Source organism: Cupriavidus sp. SS-3 (genome assembly GCF_035818815.1).
Taxonomy (GTDB): domain Bacteria; phylum Pseudomonadota; class Gammaproteobacteria; order Burkholderiales; family Burkholderiaceae; genus Cupriavidus; species Cupriavidus taiwanensis_C.
This window is the reverse complement of the sequence record NZ_JAYLVT010000007.1, coordinates 99,719-120,222: the sequence shown is the minus strand read 5'-3', so window position 1 is coordinate 120,222 and position 20,504 is coordinate 99,719. Positions and strand designations below refer to the sequence as shown.

Here is a 20,504-nt window from a genome sequence, read left to right as displayed (position 1 = left end):
TCAAGTCCATTGGGCCCAGCAAAGAGGAATGTCAACCATGTCAAGTCCTGTTCGTACCAACGGCAGCCAGCAACAGCCCGGCGATGCCGGCGGCTCGCCCCGCATGCCGCTGCGCATGACGATCAACGGCACGCCGCATCAGCTAGAAATCGATCCGCGCGAATCCTTGCTTGACGTACTGCGCGAGCGCCTGGACCTCACCGGCGCGAAAAAGGGATGCAACCAGGGCGCATGCGGCGCCTGCACGGTGCTGGTGAACGGGCGCCGCATCAACAGCTGCCTGACCCTGGCCGCGCTGTGCCACGAGGCGCAGGTCCACACCATCGAAGGCCTGTCGGCCCCCGGCGGCGCATTGCATCCGCTGCAGGCCGCGTTCATCGCGCACGACGGCTTCCAGTGCGGGTTCTGCACCGCCGGCCAGATCATGTCGGGCGTTGCCTGCCTCGACGAGGGCCATGCCGGCTCGGCCGACGAGGTGCGCTTCTGGATGAGCGGCAACATCTGCCGGTGCGGGGCGTACCCGGGCATCGTCGCCGCGATCGCCGAACTCGGGCAAAGGAAGCTGCCATGATTCCCTTCACCCTGCACAAGGCCGGCTCGGAAGCCGAAGCCCTGGCGGCCGCCGCTGCCGGCGCCCGCTTCATCGCCGGCGGCACCACGCTGGTGGACCTGATGCGCGAGCACGTGGAACAGCCCGCGCGCCTGGTGGACATCAACGCGCTGCCGCTGAACCATATCCGCGCGCAAGGCGACGAGCTGGTCATCGGCGCGCTGGCCCGCATGGCCGACGTGGCCGCGCATCCGGACGTGCTGCGGCTGCAGCCGGTGATCGCCGAGGCGCTGATCGAAGGCGCCTCGCCGCAATTGCGCAACATGGCCAGCATCGGCGGCAACCTGCTCCAGCGCGTGCGCTGTCCCTACTTCCGCATGCTCGACGCGGCCTGCAACAAGCGCGCGCCGGGCAGTGGCTGCGCGGCCGTCGACGGCCTGCACGCAGGCCATGCCATCCTGGGCACGAGCGCGCATTGCAGCGCCACGCACCCGTCCGACCTTGCGGTCGCGCTGGTGGCACTGGATGCGGTGGTCCAGGTACGCGGCCCGGACGGCGCGCGCCACATCGCCGTGGAAGACCTGTACCGGCTTCCCGGCACCACGCCGCATCTGGAGCACACCCTGGCACCGGGCGAACTCATCGTCGAGGTCAGGGTTCCGGCGCTCTCGTGCGGGCGCACCGCGCGCTATCTGAAGGTGCGGGACCGGGCCTCCTATGAGTTTGCCCTGGTATCGGCCGCGGCGGCGTTCGAGCTCGGCGACGGCGTGATCCGCGCCGCCCGCCTTGCCTGCGGCGGGGTTGGCACGCGGCCATGGCGCATGCGCGCGGCCGAGCTGGCGCTGCAGGGCAAGCCGCCGACGCGCGCGAGCTTCGAGGCGGCGGCCTTGACCACGATTGCCGACGCCACGGCGCTGCCGGGCAACCGGTACAAGGTGGCCCTGCTGCAACGCACGGTGGTACGGGCCCTCGAACTGGCAGGAGAATGCAAATGAACACCAACCACATCGGCCAGCCGCACGCCCGCGTCGACGGCCGCGCCAAGGTCAGCGGCAGCGCGCAGTACGCCGCCGACTTCAACCAGCCCGGACAGGCCTACGCCGTCATCGTCGGCGCCTCGATCGGACTGGGGCGGCTGACGGAACTCGACACCGAAGCCGCGCAGCGCGTGCCCGGCGTGCTGGCGGTCCTGACCCACCAAAACACGCCAAAGCTGGCTTACGCGCCGCACAAGGGCTTTATCGATCCGGAGCATGGCGAGCGCCTGCACGTGCTGCAGGATGACCGCGTGCGCTTCTATGGCCAGCCCGTGGCCGTGGTCGTGGCACAGGCGCTGGACCAGGCCGAACATGCCGCCACCCTGCTGCGGATCGGCTATACCGCGCAAACCCCGGTCTGCGACCCGCTCGACCCGCGCGCCGAAGCCGTGGTGCCGGAGGCGGGACGCGAGCCGGGGCCGCACGCGGCGGACCGCGTACGCGGCGACCCCGACGCGGCACTTGCCGCCGCGGCCGTCAGCATCGATGCGCATTACGATGCCGCCCGCGAGAACCACGTGCCGATCGAGCCGAACGCCACCATTGCCGCCTGGGAAGGCGAGCGGCTGACGCTCTGGAGCAAGAGCCAGTTCGTGGTCAACGAGCAGGCCGAGATAGCGGCGATCCTGGGCCTCCCGGCCGGGAACGTCCGCGTGGTCTGCCCGTTCATCGGCGGCGCGTTCGGCACCAGCCTGCGCACCTGGCCCCACGTCACGCTCGCGGCGATCGCCGCGCGCGTGGTGGGCAGGCCGGTCAAGCTGGTGCTGTCGCGTCGGCAGACGTTTCATCTGGCGGGGCATCGACCGCGCACGGTACAGCGCGTGGCGCTGTCGTCCACGCCCGACGGACGGCTGACCGCCATCGTGCATGAAGGCAGCGGCGAAACCAGCCGCTACGAGCAGTTCGCCGAGGCGCTGACAGCGGTCACGCCGTTCCTCTATAGCTGTCCCAACGTGCGCACGCGCTACCGGCTGGTGCCGCTGGACATCAGCACTCCCACGTATATGCGCGGCCCGGGCGAGGCCACCGGCATTTTTGCGCTGGAATGCGCGATGGACGAGCTGGCGCACGCGCTCGGGATGGATCCGCTCGAGCTGCGCCGGCGTAATGAGCCCGGGCTTGACGAGGGCCTGCAGTTGCCGTTCTCGAGCCGCTCCATGCTGGCCTGCTACGAGCGCGGCGCCGATGCGTTCGGCTGGTCGCGCCGCACGCTCGCGCCCGGCTCCATGCGCGACGGCCGCCTGCGCATCGGCTGGGGCATGGCGTGCGCGAGCTACCCGGTGTTCCATGGCCAGGCCAGCGCGCGGGTGCGCCTGCTGGCCGACGGCACGGCCGAAGTCGAGGCCGCGGCCAGCGACATGGGGCCCGGCACCTATACCTCGATCACCCAGATCGCCGCGGAAACGCTGATGCTGCCGCTGGAGCGCGTGCGCTTCAGCCTGGGCAACTCTGACTTTCCGCCGACCCCGCCGCATGGGGGCTCGATGACGCTCGCGTCGGTGGGCTCGGCGGTGCGCGCTGCCTGCCTCGCGGCGCTGGACCGGCGCCGCGAGGCAAGCCATGGCAGCGGCATCATCGAGGCCAGCGCCACCGCAGGGCCGGATGCGGCGGTGCGTGGCCGGTTCTCCATGCACGCCTTCGGTGCGGTGTTCGTCGAAGTCGCGATCGATCCCGATGTCGGCACCATCCGGGTCCGGCGGGTGGTTGGCGCCTATGGCGCGGGCCGCATCGTCAACCCGCGGCTGGCCGCCAGCCAGTGCACCGGCGGCATGGTCGGCGGCCTCGGCATGGCGCTGATGGAGCGAACCGCGCTGGACCCGCGCGACGGCCGCCCGGTGAACGCGCACATGGCGGACTACCTGGTGCCCGTCAACCTGGATATCCAGGGGCTGGAGGCGCATTTCGTCGACGAGGTCGATCCTCACGTCAACGAACTGGGCGTCAAGGGACTCGGTGAGATCGCGCTGGTGGGGGTCGCCCCGGCCATCGCCAACGCCGTCTTCCACGCCACCGGGAAGCGTGTGCGGGAGCTGCCGATCCGCATCGAGCACCTGGTGGAGCACTAGCGGCCTGACCGCCTGCGTGGCCATGACTGGCGCTATGATGGGTGCATTCCCAACCTCTGGTTGCCAGTCATGGACAAGGCCCGGGTCCTCACCCTCTTTCTCGGCGTGGTGCGCGCCGGCAGCTTCCGGCGTGCCGCGGTCGAGGCCGGCGTCACGCCGCAGGCGGCGAGCAAGGCGGTGCGCACGCTCGAGGCCCACCTGGGCGTGCGCCTGCTGCACCGGACCACGCGCAAGCTCAGCCTGACCGAGGAAGGCGCGCGCCTGTTCGAACTGACCGCCCCCGGCATGCGCCAGCTCGACGAGGCGCTCGAGCAGGTCCGCGCCAGCCGCGGCGACGACGACGGGCTGATCCGCCTGACCGCGCCGCCGTCGCTCGGCAGCCGGGTGCTGGTGCCGCTGGTCAAGGGCTTCCGCGACCAGCACCCCGGCATCGGCTTCGACGTGGTACTGAGCGATCTCTTCACCGACCTGGTCGAAGCCAGGATCGACGTGGGCTTCCGCGTCGGCACCAGCCCCGGCCAGAACCTGGTGGCGCGGCGCCTGTGCGACCTGCCGCTGGTGATCTGCGCCGCGCCGGAGTACCTGGCCCGGCACGGCGAGCCGACTACGCTCGACGACCTGCTGCGGCACCAGTGCACCGGCTTCCGCCGACCTGCCACCGGCCGCATGGTGCCGTGGGAACTGCAGGTGGACGGCAACCTGGTGTACCAGGAGCTGCCGGCCGTGGCCAGCTTCAACGACGTGGAAACCGAGGTCGAGGCGGTACGCGCCGGCATCGGCATCGGCCAGCTGCCCGCCTACATGGTCCATGCCGACCTGGTCAGCGGACGCCTCAGGGCCATCCTGCCCGGATACAGCAGCAGCCAGGTCGGGCTGTACATGTACTACCCGCACCGCAGCCAGATGCCGGTGCGGGTCCGGCGCTTCATCGACTTCGTGGTGGCGGCCTCGCGCGGCGCGGAACAGTCGTTGTCACGGCTGGTGGGGGTGGTGGACTAAGGCGTCCATCGCCGGCTGGTGCCACCGCGCTCTCAGCCGGCGCCACCACCCGCATAGATCAGCGGCCACAAGCGCCCTCTCCTTCTCCCGGGCCTGACTCCCATTTCCTTCTATCCCCCTGCACGTTGCCTTTCGCTTGACTTTTTCTCAACCGAAAGCGCCTGAAATATCGTTTGTCGCGCGGCCCGCCGGCGACAACCATTACACCAGGCCCAACCGCAGGAGACAGCCATGTCAGACCAGCCCTATCCGCTCTGGAGCGCGGAACCCGTCCCCCATCTGCTTGCCTCGCGCGAGCGCGCCACCGGCGCCTGGACTTTCCCGGCGCTGCCCGCCGACTCGCCGCTGGCCGAGGGCCATGAGGCCGTCGCCATCGCCGGCACGGGCACGCTCTACAGCTATACCGTGATCCACCCCGCGCCCAAGACCGGGCAGCCGCCGTACGCGCTCGGCTATGTCGATTTCGTCGGGCCGGTACGCATCTTCGGTCGCCTGCTGGGCGCCGCGCGCCCGGTCATCGGCGCGCGCTACGCGCCGCGGCATGACGCCGAGCTTGGCTATGTGTTCGAAGCCGTCCCCGCCTGAACGATCGAGAGAAGGAAAAGGTAAGCACCATGCAGGACATCTACATCCACGGCGGCGCAATGACGCCGTTCGGCCGCCATCCTGGCGTGCTGGCGCCGGAACTGGCGCAAAAGGCCATCCTGAAGGCACTGGCCGACGCCGACGTGCCGGCCGGCCGCATCCAGGCGGTCTATTGCGCCAACGTACTGGGCGGCATGATCCTCGGCCAGCTCATCGTGCGCGACCTGGGGCTCAAGGGCATCCCGGTCTACAACGTCGAGAACGCCTGCGCCAGCGGCGCCACTGGCGTGCACCTGGCCCGGCACGCGCTGCTGGCCGGGCAATACGACACGGTGCTGGTGTTCGGCATCGAGCAGCTCACGGCGCTCGGCGGCGGCACCATCCCGTTGCAGCGCAACGACCACAAGACCGAGCTCTATGCCAGGTCCGGCATGGTGCTGCCCGCGGTCTATGCGATGCGCGCCACGCGCTTCCTGTACGAGCGCGACGCCCGGCCGGCCGACCTGGCCGAGGTTGCGGTCAAGAACCGCCACCACGGGTCGCTCAACCCGTACGCGCAGCAGCGCAACACCACCACGGTCGAAGAAGTGCTGGCCTCGCGCATGATCGCCGAGCCGCTGACGCTGCTGCAATGCTGCCCGTCGCAGGTCGATGGCGCCGCCGCGCTGGTGCTAAGCACGCACCGCCCGGCGCAGGCGCGGCCGGTGAAGGTGCTGTCGTCGGTGGTGGTGTCGGGGATGCGCGAAGAGGCCGACGACGACATCCTCGATGCCGAGATCACCGCGCGTGCCGCGCGCCAGGCTTACGTGCAGGCCGGACTGGGGCCGCAGGACGTCGACGTGGTCGAGTTGCACGACGCCTTCACCATCGCCGAGCTGCTCTACTACGAAGCCCTCGGACTGGCGCCGCGCGGCGAGGCCGTGGCCCTGCTCAGGTCCGGCGCCACGCGCCTGGGCGGGCGCGTGCCGGTCAACCCCAGCGGCGGGCTGCTGGCCAAGGGCCATCCGCTCGGCGCCACCGGCGTGGCGCAAATGGTCGAGATCCTGTGGCAGCTGCAGGGCCGCGCCGGCGCACGCCAGGTGGCGGAGGCCCGCATCGGCCTGACGCAATGCACCGGCGGCGGCATCGCGGGCGTGGACCATGCCGCCTCTTCCGTACACCTGCTGGGAGTCTGAGATGCGCACACAAAACTTCAATCCCGCGCACGTGGCGGTGGTGACCGGTGCCGCGCGCGGCATCGGCCTGGGCATCGCCACGCAGCTGGCGCGCCAGGGCCTGGCCGTGGCCCTGCTCGACCGCGACGCGGCCGCGCTCGATGCCGCCGTCGGCGCGCTGGTTGCCGAGGGCTTCGATGCCTTCGGCGCCAGTGCCGACCTGACCGACTCGGCCGCCGTCAACGACGCCTTCGCGCAGGTGCAGGCACGCACTGGCCGCGTCGACTACCTGGTCAACAACGCCGGCGCGGTGCGCGACATGCGCTTCCTGAAGATGAGCGACGAAGACTGGGACCTGGTCGTCGACACCAACCTGCGCTCGCAATTCCTGTGCTGCCGCGCGGCGCTGCCGGGCATGGTCGAGCGCGGCTACGGCCGCGTGGTCAATATCTCGTCGCGCGCCTGGCTGGGCGGCTTCGGGCAGGCCAACTATGCCGCGGCCAAGGGCGGCGTGGTCAGCCTGACGCGTTCGCTGGCGATTGAATTCGCGGCCAAGGGCATCACCGTCAACGCGGTGGCGCCGGGCATTGTCGATACCCCGCTGTTCCGCGGTTTTGCGGCGGACGTGCAGGCCAGGCTGCAGAAATCGGTGCCGGTGCAGCGCATCGGCACCGCCGACGATATCGCCAATGCGGTCAGCTTCTTCCTCGACCCGCGCGCGTCGTATGTGACCGGGCAGGTGCTCTATGTCTGCGGCGGGCGCAGCCTGTCGTCGCCCAGCGTATAAGGAGTCCGCCATGACTGTACGACGCCATCTCGAAGGCGCGGTCGCGGTGCTGACCATCGACCGGCCCGAAGCGCTCAATGCGCTGGACGTTGCCACCCTGCGCGAACTGCGCGACCACCTGGCCGAAGTGCGCGACCGCGACGACCTGCGCGTGGCGGTGCTGACCGGCGCCGGCACGCGCGCCTTCTGCGCGGGCGCGGACCTGAAAGGCACGCGCGAATCGCCTGCCAGCTACGCGCAGGCGCTGTTCCGCGCCCCGGATCCGGCCGCCGAACTGGGACTCTATATTCGCCTGATGGACCTGACCGACCTGGGCCTGTGCAAGCCGCTGATCGCGGCGATCAACGGCCACTGTCTCGGCGCGGGTCTGGAGCTCGCGCTGCAATGCGATGTGCGGATCGCATCGGCACAGGCGAGCTTCGGCCTGCCCGAAACGGCGGTTGGCTCGATCCCGGCGGTCTCGGGACTGCACCGGCTGCTGAAGGCCGTGCCGGCGGCGCATGCAATGCAGATGGTGCTGACCGGCGAGCGGATCGATACGGAACACGCGGCCCGCATCGGGCTGGTCAGCGAGACGGTGGCGCCGGACGTATTGCTCGACCGCGCGCTGGCGATCGCCGCGCGCATCGCCGCCAATGCGCCGCTGGCGGTGCAGGCGGTCAAGCGGCTGTCGCGCCAGACCAGCCACCTTGGCGAAGCCGACGCGCAGCAGCTCACCGAGCTCTACTGGGGCGTGCTGCGCGATACCGCCGACCGTACCGAGGGCCGACAGGCTTTCGCCGAGAAACGCCAGCCCCGTTTCAGCGGGCGTTGAGCGTTCGAGAACCCATCGAAAGGAGACAGAACATGACTGGCATGACCCGATTCGCACGCATGGCGCTGGCCGCCATGCTGTCGGCCACGGCGCTGGGCGCGGCGGCGCAGGCGCCCTTCCCCGCGCAGAAGCCGATCACGCTGGTGGTACCGTTCGCCCCGGGCGGCGGCAACGATATCCTGGCGCGGCTGATCGCGCCCAAAATGGGCAAGCTGCTGGGCCAGACCATCGTGATCGAGAACAAGCCGGGCGCCGGCGGTAACCTCGGCACCGATTTCGTCGCTCACGCGGCACCCGATGGCTATACGCTGGTGATCGCCTCTAGCCAGGTCACGATGAACCCCTTTCTCGGCACCAAGGTGCCTTTCAATATCGAGCGCGACTTCGCGCCGGTGGGGCGCATCGCCGCGGTGCCGATCATGCTGGTGGCCAATCCGGAGCAGCCGTTCCGCACCCTGCAGGACTTCATCCAGTACAGCCGCGCCAACCCCGGCAAGCTCAGCTACAGCAGCCCGGGCAACGGCACGCCGCAGCACCTGGCCGGCGAAGTCTTTGCCAAGCTCAATCGCACCGAACTGCTGCACATCCCGTATCGCGGTACGGGGCCATCGATCACCGACCTGATGGGTGGCCAGGTGCAGGTCTCGTTTGCAACCATTGCGTCGGCAATCCAGTATGTGCGCGCCGGCAAGCTGCGCGCGCTGGGCATTGCCGGCAACAAGCGCACGGCGCTGATGCCCGACCTGCCCACCTTTGCCGAGGCCGGCGTAGTCGGCTACGACGCCGAGCTGTGGTACAGCCTGCTGGCGCCGGCGCGCACGCCTGGCGCGGTGGTCGACAAGCTCAACGCCGCGCTGGTCGCCGCGCTGAAGTCCCCCGACATCGCCGAGCAGATGGCCAGGCAAGGCTTCGAGCCGCAGGCCTCGTCGCCGGCCGAGCTGAAGGCCCATATCGGCAAGGACCTGGCGCGCTGGCAGCGGCTGATCCAGGACAACGGCATCAAGGTGGCGCTATGAACGCGCCCGCCCTTGCCGCCACGGCGCAACCCACGCTGCGCAACGCCCTGGACGGCCTGACCGTGATCGACTTCACGCAGATCGGCGCCGGGCCGACCTGCACCATGCTGCTGGCCGACATGGGCGCCAGGGTCATCAAGGTGGAGCCGCCCGGCGGCGAACTCGGCCGCGGCCTGGGCCCCGCATGGATCGGCGACGACAGTGCGCTGTTCCACGGTTTCAACCGCAACAAGCTGGGCGTGGCGCTCGACCTGAAGTCCGCCGACGGCGTGGCGGTGGCGCGCCGCCTGGTCGCGACCGCCGACATCGTGGTCGAGAGCATGCGTCCCGGAGTGATGGCGCGCCTCGGCCTCGATCATGCGCAACTGGCGGCCGACCATCCACGGCTGATCTACTGCTCGATCTCGGCCTACGGCCAGCACGGACCCTATGCGCAGCGCGCCGGCGTCGACGGCATCCTGCAGGCCGATGCCGGCCTGATGAGCCTGACCGGCACGCCCGACGGCGAACCCTGCAAGGTGCAGGCGCCGGTGGTCGACGTCATGACCGGCTATGTGGCCTGCATGGGCGTGCTGGCCAAGCTGGCGCAGCGCGCGCGCGACGGTCTGGGCGGACATCTCGACGTCAGCCTGTTCAATGCGGCGCTGGCGCTGCAGCAGTCGTCCCTGACCAGCTATGGCGCCGACGGGCAGTTGCCGCAGCGCATCGGCAGCGCCGCCCCCTACTCCGCGCCCAACCAGGCCTTCCGGACCGCCGACGGCTGGATTATGGTGGCGGCCTACATGCCCGAGCGCTGGCGCCGGCTGTGCGATGTGCTGGGCCAGCCAGGCCTCGCCGACGACCCGCGCTTTGCCACCCCGGCGCTGCGCGTGGCCAATCGCGCCGCCATGGTGGCAGCGCTGACCGCCGCCTTCGTGAAGCACTCCACCGAGTGCTGGCTGGCGTTGCTGCACGAGGCCGACATCCTGTGCGCGCCGGTGGCGAACTACGAGCAGGTCCTGGCGCATCCGCAGGTGGCGGCCAACCGCATGATGCAAAGCGTGCAGCACGACACGCTGGGCGAACTCCGCATGCCGGGCTTCCCCATCAACAGCGCGCAGGAGAACGCGCTGCCGGCACGGCCGGCGCCGGCGCTCGGCCAGCACACCGAGGCCGTGCTGGCCACACTTGGCTACAGCCGCGACGAGATTGCGGCCCTGTCGGCAGCGGGCGCGGTCCACTGCGGCGTGGCGGCGGCGCGAACGCAGGCAGCCCCGCCGGCGACCGCGACCGCGACCGCGTAAGCCTGCGCCGCTTCAGCCCTCCTGCGCCGTTTCAGCCCTGCGCCTCAACCCTGCGCTTCGAACTGCGCCAGCAGCCACTGCCGGAACACCGCCATGCTCGGGCTCTCCTTGCGCTCCGCCGGCGTCAGCAGGTAGTAGGTGAAATCGCCCATGTCCACGGTCTGGCGGAACGGCGCCACCAGCCGGCCCGCATCGAGGTCGGCCGCCACCAGGAAGCGCTGCGCCATCGCAAAGCCCTGGCCTTCGACCGCCGCCGCATAGGCCATGGCCGAGCTCTGGAAGGTCATGCCGCTGCGCGCGTCGACCGCCTTGTCGGCGCGCGCGGCTTTGAGCCAGTGGCTCCAGTCATCGGGCCGCGCGATCGAATGCAGCAAGGTCTGGTGCTGCAGGTCGGCGGCGCGCTTCACCTTCGGCCCCGCGTCCAGCAGCGCCGGGCTGCACACCGGCACCAGGATGTTCGACACCAGCCGGTAGGCGTTGACGCCGTGCCACCTGCCGTCGCCCAGCCGGATGGCGCCATCGATATCTTCCCTGCGGAAGTCGACCGGATCGAGCGAGGCCGTCAGCAGCACCTCGATGCCGGGATTGGCGGCATGGAAGCTCGACAGGCGCGGGATCAGCCAGCGCATGGCAAAGGTGGTATAGGCGCGCACCTTGAGCTGCCTGCGCCGGGCGCGCTTGCCCAGCCGGCGCGTGGCTTCGCGCAGGTCATCCATCGCCCGGGTCACGGCGCGGTAGTAGTCCTCGCCGGTGCGGGTCAGCGAGATCTGGCGGTGGCCGCGATGCAGCAACTGCACGCCCAGGCCCTGTTCGAGCGCGCGGATCTGCCGGCTGACGGCGCCAGGCGTGACGTGCAGCTCTTCGGCCGCGACGGTGATGCTGAGATGCCGCGCAGCCGCCTCGAAGGCGCGCAACGCGTTCAGTGGGGGCAGTTTGTCCATGCCGGCGAGTCTGCCATACGGTTGAGGTTTGCTCAATCGAGGCGGACGCAAATCCATTGGCAACTCACGGTTGCCATTGAAACGCCATTGTGGTGGCTAGTGTTGCCTGCGTGGTCCGCCTAAATTTGTCTCCGTGGCCCCCGCCATCCGACATCGCAGTCCAACACCACGCAACCGCAAAGGAGATTCACCATGTCCGCCATCCAAACCCAAGCCATCCCCACCCACCCCGCCGGCGCCGGCGCCAAGGTCTGGTTCATCACCGGCGCCTCGCGCGGCTTCGGCCTCGAGCTGACCCGCGCCGCGCTGGCCCGCGGCGACCGGGTCGTTGCCACGGCGCGCAATCCGCAGGCCGTCATCGGCGCCGTGGGCGAGCATGAACACCTGCTCGCGGTGGCGCTCGATGTCACCAGCGAAGACCAGGCGATCGCTGCTGCCGAGGCCGCGGTGGCGCGCTTCGGCCGCATCGACGTGCTGGTCAACAACGCTGGCTACGGCCTGCTGGGCGCGGTGGAAGAGGCCTCGGCCAGGGAGGTCGAGCAGCAGTTCGCCACCAATGTGTTCGGCGTGCTGGCAGTGACACGCGCGGTGCTGCCGCAGATGCGCCGCCAGCGCAGCGGCCATATCGTCAACATCTCGTCGATCGGCGGCTATGCCGCGTATCCGGGCTGGGGCGTGTACGGTGCCACCAAGTTCGCGGTCGAAGGGCTGACCGAAGCGCTGTCGGCCGAGCTGGCGCCGCTGGGCGTCCGTGCCACGGTGGTCGAACCGGGCTTCTTCCGCACCGATTTCCTCGATGCCAGCTCGCTGGTGCGCGTCGGCACGGAGATCGGCGAGTACGCGGAGACGGTCGGCGCGATGCGCGCGCACATGGCCTCGGCCAACCACCAGCAGCCCGGCGATCCTGCCCGCCTGGCCACCGCCCTGCTCGCGCTGGCCGACAGCGATAACCCGCCGGTGCGGCTGCCGCTGGGTTCCGACACGGTCGCGCGCATCGCCGACAAGCACCGCAAGGTGGAAGGCGAGCTGGCCGCGTGGCATGCGCTGGCGGTTTCGACCGACCACGCCGACGCGCGCGGCTGAGCCCGCGCCACACGCCACACGGTTTGCTGCACTGCAGCCAAGCCTGTGCGTCTCCAGAAGACGCCGGCCGAGCGCCGGCCTCTTCACTTGAAGTCGCCCTTGCGTCGGGCATTGCACGGTATCGGCACGCATATATGTCGCTTCCGCCAAATTTCGCCAATAATGCCCTGAGAGTCATTGCCGGACGAACCGAGAGCCACCATGCACGAGAGTCCCGATGCCATCCGCACTGTCGCCCTGCTCGGGCACGCAGGAAGCGGCAAGACCTCGCTCGCCGAGGCGCTGCTGCACAAGGGCGGTGCGGTGCACACGCCTGGCAGCGTCGAACGCGGGTCCACCGTGTGCGACAACGATCCGCTCGAGCGCAAGTACAAGCGCTCGCTCAGCGCCGCGGTCGCCCACCTGGACTACCGCGACACCCGCATCTACCTGATCGACACCCCGGGCTACCCGGATTTCTCCGGGCACGCCATCAGCGCGCTGGCCGCGGTCGAAACCGCGGCCATCGTCATCAATGCGCAGACCGGCATCGAAATGACCACGCGCCGTGCCATGGCGTGGGCGCAGGCGCGCCAGCTGTGCCGGATGATCATCATCAACGGTATCGACGGCGAGAAGGTCGACCTGCCCGCGCTGCTGGCGCAGATACAGGAGGCCTTCGGCAAGGAATGCCTGCCCATCAACCTGCCGGCCGACCACGGCGGCAAGGTGGTCGACTGCTTCTTCAATCCGGCCGGCGAGTCGGATTTTTTATCGGTGGCGTCCGCCCACGACGCGCTGATCGACCAGGTGATCGAGATCGACCCCGAGCTGATGGAGCTGTACCTGGAGCAGGGCGAGGCCATCACCCCCGAGCAACTGCACGCGCCGTTCGAGCGCGCGCTGCGCGAAGGCCACCTGGTGCCGATCTGCTTTACCTCGGCCGTCACCGGCGCCGGCATCGAGGCATTGCTGGACGTGTTCGTGCGGCTGCTGCCCAATCCCACCGAAGGCAACCCGCCGCTGTTCTACCGCTCCACCGGCGCGGATGCCGAGGGCACCGAACAGCGCCAGGCGGTGCGCGCCGAACCGGTGCCGGACAAGCATGTGCTGGCGCATGTGTTCAAGGTGGTGATCGACCCCTATGTCGGCAAGCTGGCGATCTTCCGCATCCACCAGGGCACGGTCACGCGCGACAGCCAGCTCTATATCGGCGAAGGGCGCCAGCCGTTCAAGGTGGCGCACCTGCTGCGGCTGCAGGGCAAGGAGACCCAGGAAGTGCCGCGTGCCGGCCCCGGCGATATCTGCGCGGTGGCCAAGGTCGATGAACTGGGCTTCGACGCGGTGCTGCACGACGCCACCGAGGACGGCAACATCCACCTGACGCCGCTGGAATTTCCCACCCCCATCTATGGCCTGGCGATCGAGCCGGCGCGGCGCGGCAACGAGCAGCGCCTGGCAGAAGTGCTGCACAAGCTCAGCGCGGAAGACCCCTGCCTGCGCGTCGAGCATCCGGCCGGCACCAACGAGACCGTGGTGTTCGGCCTGGGCGAGTTCCACCTGCGCTGCGCGCTGGAGCGGCTGACCGAGCAGTACAAGCTTGAAGTGGCAACGCGCCCGCCCAAGATCGCCTACCGCGAAACCATTGGCGCCAGGGCCGAAGGCCATCACCGGCACAAAAAGCAGACCGGCGGCGCGGGACAGTTTGGCGAGGTGATGCTGCGCATCGAGCCGCTGGCGCGCGGCGCGGGCTTCGATTTCGTCGATGCGGTCAAGGGCGGCGCGATCCCCGGGCAGTTTATTCCGGCGGTCGAGAAAGGCATCCGCCAGGCGCTGGACAGCGGTCCGCTGGCGGGCTTTCCGATGCAGGATGTACGCGTGACCGTGTACGACGGCAAGAGTCATCCGGTCGATTCCAAGGAAGTCGCGTTCGCGACCGCCGGACGCAAGGCCTTTATCGATGCGGTGCTCAAGGCCAGGCCGAGCGTGCTCGAGCCGATCGTCGACATCGAGGTCACGGCGCCTGGCAGCGCCATGGGCGATATCATCGGCGACCTGTCGACCAAGCGCGGTCAGGTCCATGGCACGCGCACCGCGGCCGGCAATACGGTGATCGTCGCCGGGCAGGTGCCGCTGTCGGAGCTGAACGACTACCAGTCACGGCTGAACAGCATCACCGGCGGGCATGGCAGCTACACCATCCAGTTCAGCCACTACGACAACGTGCCGCCCGCGCAGCAGGAGAAGATGGCGGCGCGGCACAAGGCGCAGCCGGATACGGACTGAAGGCATTACGCCGAAGATTTACGCGCACAATGCCGCGGGTGTGCTCCCTCTCCCCCAAGCGGGAGAGGGAATACACAAGCGGTTGGCGGGAGACAAAGCAAGTTCAATACGTCTCCAGATGCAAGCGCCCCTCCCGCTTCAACCGCTCAGCCACCCCCTCCCAATTCAACCCCGCCTGCTGCGCCACATCGCGCAGCGCCAGCACCACGCCCTCTTCCATGCTCTTCAGCCCGCACACATAGAAGTACGTGTCAGGGCTGGCCAGCAGTGCCGCCAGGTCCGCCGCGCGCTCGCGCATCAGGTCCTGCACGTAGCGCTTCGGCTGCCCCGCCGTGCGCGAGAACGCCAGGTTGATGTCGATGAAATCCTTGGGCAGCTTCTGCAGCGGACCGAAATAAGGCAGTTCCTCCTGCGTGCGCGCGCCGAAGAACAGCATCAGCTTGCCGCCGTCGAACTTGCCCGCCTTGCGCAGGCGCCGGCGCCATTCGGTCATCGCCCGCATCGGTGCGCTGCCGGTACCAGTGCAGATCATCACGATGTTAGAGCGCGGATGGTTGGGCATCAGGAAGCTGGCGCCGAACGGGCCGATCACCTCGACCTTGTCGCCCACCTTCAGGTCGCACATATAGTTCGAGCCGACACCGCGCACGGGATTGCCGTCGTGGTCCTGCAGCACGCGCTTGATGGTCAGCGACAGGTTGTTGTAGCCGGGGCGCTCGCCGTTGCGCGGACTGGCGACCGAATACTGGCGGGCATGGTGCGGTCGGCCGCCGGCGTCGGTGCCCGGCGGCACGATGCCGATCGACTGGCCTTCCAGCACCGGGAACGGCGTGGTGCCGAAGTCCAGCACGATGTGGTGGGTGTCGTAGTCGCGGCCGACCTCGGTCACGCGCACGTTGCCGGTGACGGTGGCGGTGATGGTCTTGGTGGGCGCCTTGGCGCCATACAGGTTGGTGTAGGCATGCGCGGCGGACCACGGCGGCACGGTGGCGCCGTAGCGGGCGCTGTTGAAGGCCTCCTCGGCGCTGCCGGCCAGCGGCGATGCCGTGGGAACCTCCGGCGCTGCCGGCTGCAGGCCGGCGCCAGGGGCCATGTCGGCGAGCTGCTCCGGCGACAGTTCATCCGGCAGCGCGTCCCAGGTCAGCTGCTCGTCGACGCTATAGGCGCGCAGCTTCGGCACGTCGCGCCAGTTGTCGATCGATCCGGTCGGACACGGGGCAATGCAAGCCATGCACAGGTTGCACTTGTCGGCATCGACCACGTAGTTGCGCGAGTCATGGGTGATCGCGCCCACCGGGCAGGTGGCTTCGCAGGTGTTGCAGCGGATGCAGATCTCGGGATCGATCAGGTGCTGCTTGATGACTTGAATTTCTGCCATGTCCATGGCGGTCTCCAGAAATCAGAGGGCTTCCAGGGCGTATAGGCCGTGCCCGCGGTGTTCCCCTCTCCCCTCAGGGGCGAGGGCAGGGTGAGGGGTGGTTTAAGCACCGGCGCTTCGTTGAAGCTCCCGCCCTCACCCCCGCCGCCCCTCTCCCGCATGCGGGAGAGGGGAGCAAACCCGCAGGAAGGCTCGCCTCAGTTAAACCGCACGTACTCGAAATCCACCGGCTGCCGGTTGATACCCATCACCGGCGGCGCGATCCAGTTGGCGAACTTGCCCGGCTCGACCACGCGGCCCATCAGGCTGGCGACAAAGGCGCGGTCGCCGTCGGTGGGCAGCCACTGGTCGCGGAAGTCGCGCCATTCAGCGTCGGAGATCACACGGCCGTCGGGCGAGACCTTGACCCCGGCGAGCGCGCCGATATTGCGGTGGAAGGCCTTGTGCGGCACCTTCAGGCGGAACGGGATGCCAGCCTTGTCGATGACCTTGTTCCAGCGCTCGATGCCGGCCATGCTGTCCTTGATGTAGTCGTCGCGCAGCACCTCGTTGAGCGCGTTCAGCATCGGCACCTCTTTCTCGGTCAGCTGGCCGTTCTGCGCCTGCAGGATGCGGTAGGTCTGCCCCTTTAGCACGTGGTCGTCCATGCGCTTGCCCTCTTCGTAGCGGCCTTTCAGGCCGGTGCTGTAGAAGGTGGCGGCGTTGCTCGACTCGTCGGCACCGAACAGGTCGATGGTGACGCTGTAGTGGAAGTTCAGGTAGCGCTGCAGCGTCGGCAGGTCGATCACGCCGGCGGCGCGCAGCTTCGCCGGGTCATCGGTCTTCAGCTCGTTCATCACCTGGCAGGTGCGCTGGATCACGCGCGACACGCCGGACTCGCCGACGAACATGTGGTGCGCTTCCTCGGTCAGCATGAACTTGGTGGTCCGCGCCAGCGGGTCGAAGGCGCTCTCGGCCAGCGCGCACAGCTGGAACTTGCCGTCGCGGTCGGTGAAGTAGGTGAACATGAAGAACGACAGCCAGTCGGGCGTCTGTTCGTTGAACGCCTGCAGGATGCGCGGGTTGTCCTGCTGGCCGCTGCGGCGTTCCAGCAACGCCTCGCCCTCTTCCCGGCCGTCGCGGCCGAAGTACTTGTGCAGCAGGTAGACCATCGCCCACAGGTGGCGGCCCTCTTCCACGTTCACCTGGAACAGGTTGCGCAGGTCGTACATGCTGGGCGCGGTCAGGCCGAGATGGCGCTGCTGCTCCACCGATGCCGGCTCGGTATCGCCCTGCGTCACGATGATGCGGCGCAGGTTGGCGCGATACTCGCCGGGAATGTCCTGCCACGCGTCCTCGCCCTTGTGGTCGCCGAAATGGATCTTGCGGTTGGCCTCGGCCGGGTTCAGGAAGATGCCCCAGCGGTAGTCCGGCATCTTGACGTGGCCGAAGTGGGCCCAGCCCTGCGGATCGACGCTGATCGCGGTGCGCAGGTAGATGTCATGGGTGTGCGAGCCTTCCGGACCCATGTCGTTCCACCAGCTCAGGTAGTTGGGCTGCCACTGCTCGAGCGCGCGCTGCAGGGTGCGGTCTTCGCTCAGGTTGACGTTGTTGGGGATCTTGTCGCTGTAGTTGATGCCGGACATGGTGGTCTCCGTTTCCGTTATGCGGGCGATTCGGTATGGGTTCGGCGGGCGGTCAGACCCGGTTCCAGTCGAAGGCGGCCTTGTCGCCCTTGCCGTAGACCTTGAGCGCGCCCTTGTCGCCGACCGCGTTGGGGCGCTGGAAGATCCAGTTCTGCCACGCGGTCAGGCGGCCGAAGATGCGGGTGAACATGTTTTCCTGGCCGTTGAAGCGCAGGTTGGCTTCCATGCCGGTGAGCGCATCGGGCGACATCGCCACGCGCTCTTCCAGCGCGATGCGCACTTCGTCGGTCCAGTCGATGTCGTCCGGGTTGGCGGTGACCAGGCCCAGCGCGTAGGCGGCATCGGCATCGAGCGGCTGCCCTGCCCTGGCGCGCACGGCATCGAGCGCGGGCTGCTCGTCGTAGAAGCGCCGTCCCAGGCGGCTCTGGCCGGTGGCCATCGGGTACAGGCCGAAGTTGACATCGGCCACGGTGATCTTCGGCGCGCGCGCCTCGTCGTCGGGCAGCGCCAGGTGGTAGCTGCGGTCGCACGCCAGCGCCAGTTCCAGGAAGGTGCCGGCAAAGCACGAATCCGGTTCGATCAGCGCGAAAAGGCTGCGCGACGACACGTCCAGCCGGCTCAGCGTGCGGCGCAGCAGGCCGATGGTCTCGCGCACCAGCCAGTGGTCCTGATGCGCCAGCAGCGTGGCGTCGTTGGCCAGCACCGCGGCGGCGTCGCCGGCAGTCTTGATCAGCCAGGTGCCGATATCCAGCTCATTGGTGCGCATCGACAGGATCGCGTCTTCCAGCTCGCGCGCCAGTTGCAGCGGGTACCAGCCGGCGCCGGCCTGCACGATCGCGTCGATGTCCTGCGGCTGCGCGCCCGTCGGTGCCTTCACCGTGAAGGTGGCGGTGCGGCCGGCGCGGTCGATCTCGACCGTGACGTGCGTATAGCGCAGCGCATCCGCTTCGATCACGCGCTCGATCGGGGCGAGCGCGACGCCTTGCGCATCGGCCGGGCGGTCGCTCTGCGCGGCCAGCGCCAGCGCGCGTTCCCGCACCTTCTGCGCAAACACCGCGGGCTTGGCGATATCGTCGACCAGGCGCCAGTCCTTGGCGCGCTGGCCGCGCACGCCTTCGGTGGTGGTGCAGAAGATATCGGCGAGGTCATGGCGCACATGGCGCTTGTCGGTCACGCGGGTCAGGCCGCCGGTGCCCGGCAGCACGCCCAGCAGCGGCACTTCCGGCAGGCTCACCGCCGACGAGCGGTCGTCCACCAGCAGGATCTCGTCGCAGGCCAGCGCCAGCTCATAGCCGCCGCCGGCGCAGGCGCCGTTGACCGCGGCCAGGAACTTCAGGCCGCTGTGTGCCGAGGAGTCCTCGATGCCGTTGCGGGTCTCGTTGGTGAACTTGCAGAAGTTGACCTTCCACGCATGGCTGCTGACGCCGAGCATGAAGATATTGGCGCCCGAGCAGAACACCTTGTCCTTGCCACTGGTGATGACCACGGTGCGCACTTCCGGATGCTCGAAGCGGATGCGGTTGAGCGCGTCGTTCAACTCGATGTCGACGCCGAGGTCGTAGCTGTTGAGCTTGAGCTTGTAGCCGGGGCGCAGGCCGGCGTTCTCGTCGATATCCACCGCCAGCGTGGCGACGGGGCCTTCGAAAGCCAGCTTCAGGTGCTTGTATTGGGAAGGATCGGTCTGGTAGTCGACGCGGGGGGCGGTGGTCACGGCGGGGTCTCCTCAGCGAAACTGCACTATCGTGCATCAACGGGTATCTGGTTTAGACGAACTATAGTTCATCAATCAGATCTTCCGCAAGCACTATTGTGCAGATTTTCAGAGGCGTGACACGGGATGCTCTCCACCCCCGCTGACTGAGGCAGCGCCGTCACACCGGCATGCGCAACGCCTCCCGCACCAGCCCGCGCAGGCCGGCAAAGGTAGCGTCGAGCGGCTGCGCGCTGGTGTCCAGCGAGAATTCCGCCTTGGAATAGAAGGCGGCGCGGCCGGCCAGGATCTGGCGCAGGTCTTCCATGGCCTCCTTGCTGGCGGCCATCGGACGGAAGTCACCCTGCGCCCGCACCCGTTCCATATGGTGTTCCGGCTCGGCCTGCAGCCACACCGTGGTGCAGTGGGCCAGCAGCAGGTTGAAGGTGGCCGGGTCCGACACCAGGCCGCCGGGCGTTGCGAGCACGGCCTCGGGATAGATCTGGATGGCCTCCTCCAGCGCGCGCCGCTCGTAGCGGCGATAGGCGTTCATGCCGTACAGGCCCTGGATCTCGGAGATGCTGCAGCCGGCGAATTTCTCGATCTCGCGGCTCAGCTCCACGAACGGGAAATCCAGGTCTTCGGCCAGCATCCCGCCCAGCGTGGTCTTGCCCGCGCCGCGCAAGCCGATCAGCGCCACGCGCGGACTGCGCGCGGACTGCGCCGCGTTCTCGCCGCCGGTACCGAGCAGCTCGCCCACGGCAATACGCACGCGCCGCAGCGTGGCTTCGTCGCGGTGTTCCAGCAGCTCGCGCAGCAGGATCCATTCCGGCGACGACGTGGTGACGTCGCCCAGCAGCCCGGCCAGCGAGCACTGCAGCGCGTCGGCCACATGCTGCAGCACCAGGATGGAGGCGTTGCCGCTGCCGTATTCCAGGTTGGCGAGGTGGCGCTCGGAGACACCCGCCGCCTGCGCGGCGGCCTTGCGGGTCAGGCCCCGGCAGGCCCGCTGCTGGCGCACGCGCTCGCCCAGGGACACCAGCAAGGGGTTTTTCTCCGCCCCGTTGGCGGCCGCCCCGCTAGAACCATGCTGCAGTTCCGTATCCGGGGTTAACCCAGGTTCATGCAATATAGTGCTTGACATGATTTCCCTGCGGCTCTATTTTTCATACATGCACAATAATGCATGATGCCGGTGAAGGCAACCGGCGCATCAGACGGAGCCCCTCCC

The 20,504-nt window shown here is 68.7% G+C and carries 17 protein-coding genes; 12 read left to right on the top strand and 5 right to left on the bottom strand.

Going from position 1 to position 20,504, the window contains the following annotated elements; genetic code table 11:
- Positions 1 to 37 precede the first annotated feature (37 nt).
- The 10 genes from U9J39_RS13175 to U9J39_RS13130 all read left to right on the top strand — a co-directional run bounded on the left by U9J39_RS13175 (position 38) and on the right by U9J39_RS13130 (position 10,291).
- Positions 38 to 571, top strand: a complete 534-nt coding sequence (locus U9J39_RS13175; RefSeq protein ID WP_326347246.1) for a (2Fe-2S)-binding protein — start codon at positions 38 to 40, stop codon at positions 569 to 571.
- The gene (locus tag U9J39_RS13170) at positions 568 to 1,545 is read left to right on the top strand and encodes an FAD binding domain-containing protein (RefSeq protein ID WP_116314631.1); all 978 of its coding nucleotides are present in this window, start codon (positions 568 to 570) and stop codon (positions 1,543 to 1,545) included. Before U9J39_RS13175 ends, U9J39_RS13170 begins: the two co-directional genes overlap by 4 nt.
- On the top strand, positions 1,542 to 3,653 hold the full coding sequence (locus U9J39_RS13165; RefSeq protein WP_326347245.1) for a xanthine dehydrogenase family protein molybdopterin-binding subunit: 2,112 nt from the start codon (positions 1,542 to 1,544) through the stop codon (positions 3,651 to 3,653). Before U9J39_RS13170 ends, U9J39_RS13165 begins: the two co-directional genes overlap by 4 nt.
- A gap of 69 nt (positions 3,654 to 3,722) precedes the next feature.
- The gene (locus tag U9J39_RS13160) at positions 3,723 to 4,652 is read left to right on the top strand and encodes a LysR family transcriptional regulator (RefSeq protein WP_326347244.1); all 930 of its coding nucleotides are present in this window, start codon (positions 3,723 to 3,725) and stop codon (positions 4,650 to 4,652) included.
- Positions 4,653 to 4,883: 231 nt separating this feature from the next.
- The gene (locus U9J39_RS13155) at positions 4,884 to 5,237 is read left to right on the top strand and encodes a Zn-ribbon domain-containing OB-fold protein (RefSeq protein ID WP_116314634.1); all 354 of its coding nucleotides are present in this window, start codon (positions 4,884 to 4,886) and stop codon (positions 5,235 to 5,237) included.
- Between the two features lie 29 nt (positions 5,238 to 5,266).
- Complete coding sequence (locus U9J39_RS13150) at positions 5,267 to 6,412, top strand: thiolase family protein (RefSeq protein WP_326347243.1); 1,146 nt, start codon at positions 5,267 to 5,269, stop codon at positions 6,410 to 6,412.
- A 1-nt stretch (position 6,413) separates the two neighbouring features.
- Complete coding sequence (locus U9J39_RS13145; protein WP_115712931.1) at positions 6,414 to 7,178, top strand: SDR family oxidoreductase; 765 nt, start codon at positions 6,414 to 6,416, stop codon at positions 7,176 to 7,178.
- A gap of 10 nt (positions 7,179 to 7,188) precedes the next feature.
- Positions 7,189 to 7,992: an enoyl-CoA hydratase/isomerase family protein gene (locus tag U9J39_RS13140; protein WP_326347242.1), complete on the top strand. Its 804-nt coding sequence runs from the start codon at positions 7,189 to 7,191 to the stop codon at positions 7,990 to 7,992.
- Positions 7,993 to 8,033: 41 nt separating this feature from the next.
- Positions 8,034 to 9,008: a tripartite tricarboxylate transporter substrate binding protein gene (locus tag U9J39_RS13135; protein WP_240987849.1), complete on the top strand. Its 975-nt coding sequence runs from the start codon at positions 8,034 to 8,036 to the stop codon at positions 9,006 to 9,008.
- A complete protein-coding gene (locus U9J39_RS13130; protein ID WP_326347241.1) occupies positions 9,005 to 10,291 on the top strand; it encodes a CaiB/BaiF CoA transferase family protein in 1,287 nt (428 codons plus the stop codon). The genes U9J39_RS13135 and U9J39_RS13130 overlap by 4 nt, the downstream gene beginning before the upstream one ends.
- A gap of 44 nt (positions 10,292 to 10,335) precedes the next feature.
- Here the strand turns inward: U9J39_RS13130 and gcvA are convergent, their stop codons facing one another.
- A complete protein-coding gene (gene gcvA, locus U9J39_RS13125) occupies positions 10,336 to 11,232 on the bottom strand; it encodes a transcriptional regulator GcvA (protein ID WP_115712927.1) in 897 nt (298 codons plus the stop codon).
- A gap of 192 nt (positions 11,233 to 11,424) precedes the next feature.
- Between gcvA and U9J39_RS13120 the strand changes: the two genes are divergently transcribed.
- Together U9J39_RS13120 and fusA are read left to right on the top strand one after the other, a co-directional pair.
- Complete coding sequence (locus U9J39_RS13120; protein WP_115712926.1) at positions 11,425 to 12,315, top strand: oxidoreductase; 891 nt, start codon at positions 11,425 to 11,427, stop codon at positions 12,313 to 12,315.
- A 201-nt stretch (positions 12,316 to 12,516) separates the two neighbouring features.
- Entirely contained in the window at positions 12,517 to 14,580 is a 2,064-nt protein-coding gene (gene fusA, locus U9J39_RS13115) for an elongation factor G (RefSeq protein WP_116314637.1), read from the top strand.
- A 103-nt stretch (positions 14,581 to 14,683) separates the two neighbouring features.
- On the opposite strand, the gene boxA is transcribed toward fusA, so the two are convergent.
- From boxA to U9J39_RS13095, 4 genes are all read right to left on the bottom strand, one after another.
- Complete coding sequence (gene boxA, locus U9J39_RS13110) at positions 14,684 to 15,964, bottom strand: benzoyl-CoA 2,3-epoxidase subunit BoxA (protein ID WP_116314638.1); 1,281 nt, start codon at positions 15,962 to 15,964, stop codon at positions 14,684 to 14,686.
- Positions 15,965 to 16,155: 191 nt separating this feature from the next.
- Positions 16,156 to 17,583, bottom strand: coding sequence for a benzoyl-CoA 2,3-epoxidase subunit BoxB (gene boxB, locus U9J39_RS13105; protein WP_115712923.1), 1,428 nt, complete (start codon positions 17,581 to 17,583; stop codon positions 16,156 to 16,158).
- A 52-nt stretch (positions 17,584 to 17,635) separates the two neighbouring features.
- On the bottom strand, positions 17,636 to 19,294 hold the full coding sequence (boxC, locus tag U9J39_RS13100; protein ID WP_115712922.1) for a 2,3-epoxybenzoyl-CoA dihydrolase: 1,659 nt from the start codon (positions 19,292 to 19,294) through the stop codon (positions 17,636 to 17,638).
- A gap of 160 nt (positions 19,295 to 19,454) precedes the next feature.
- On the bottom strand, positions 19,455 to 20,417 hold the full coding sequence (locus U9J39_RS13095) for a helix-turn-helix transcriptional regulator (protein WP_326347240.1): 963 nt from the start codon (positions 20,415 to 20,417) through the stop codon (positions 19,455 to 19,457).
- Positions 20,418 to 20,504: the final 87 nt, after the last annotated feature.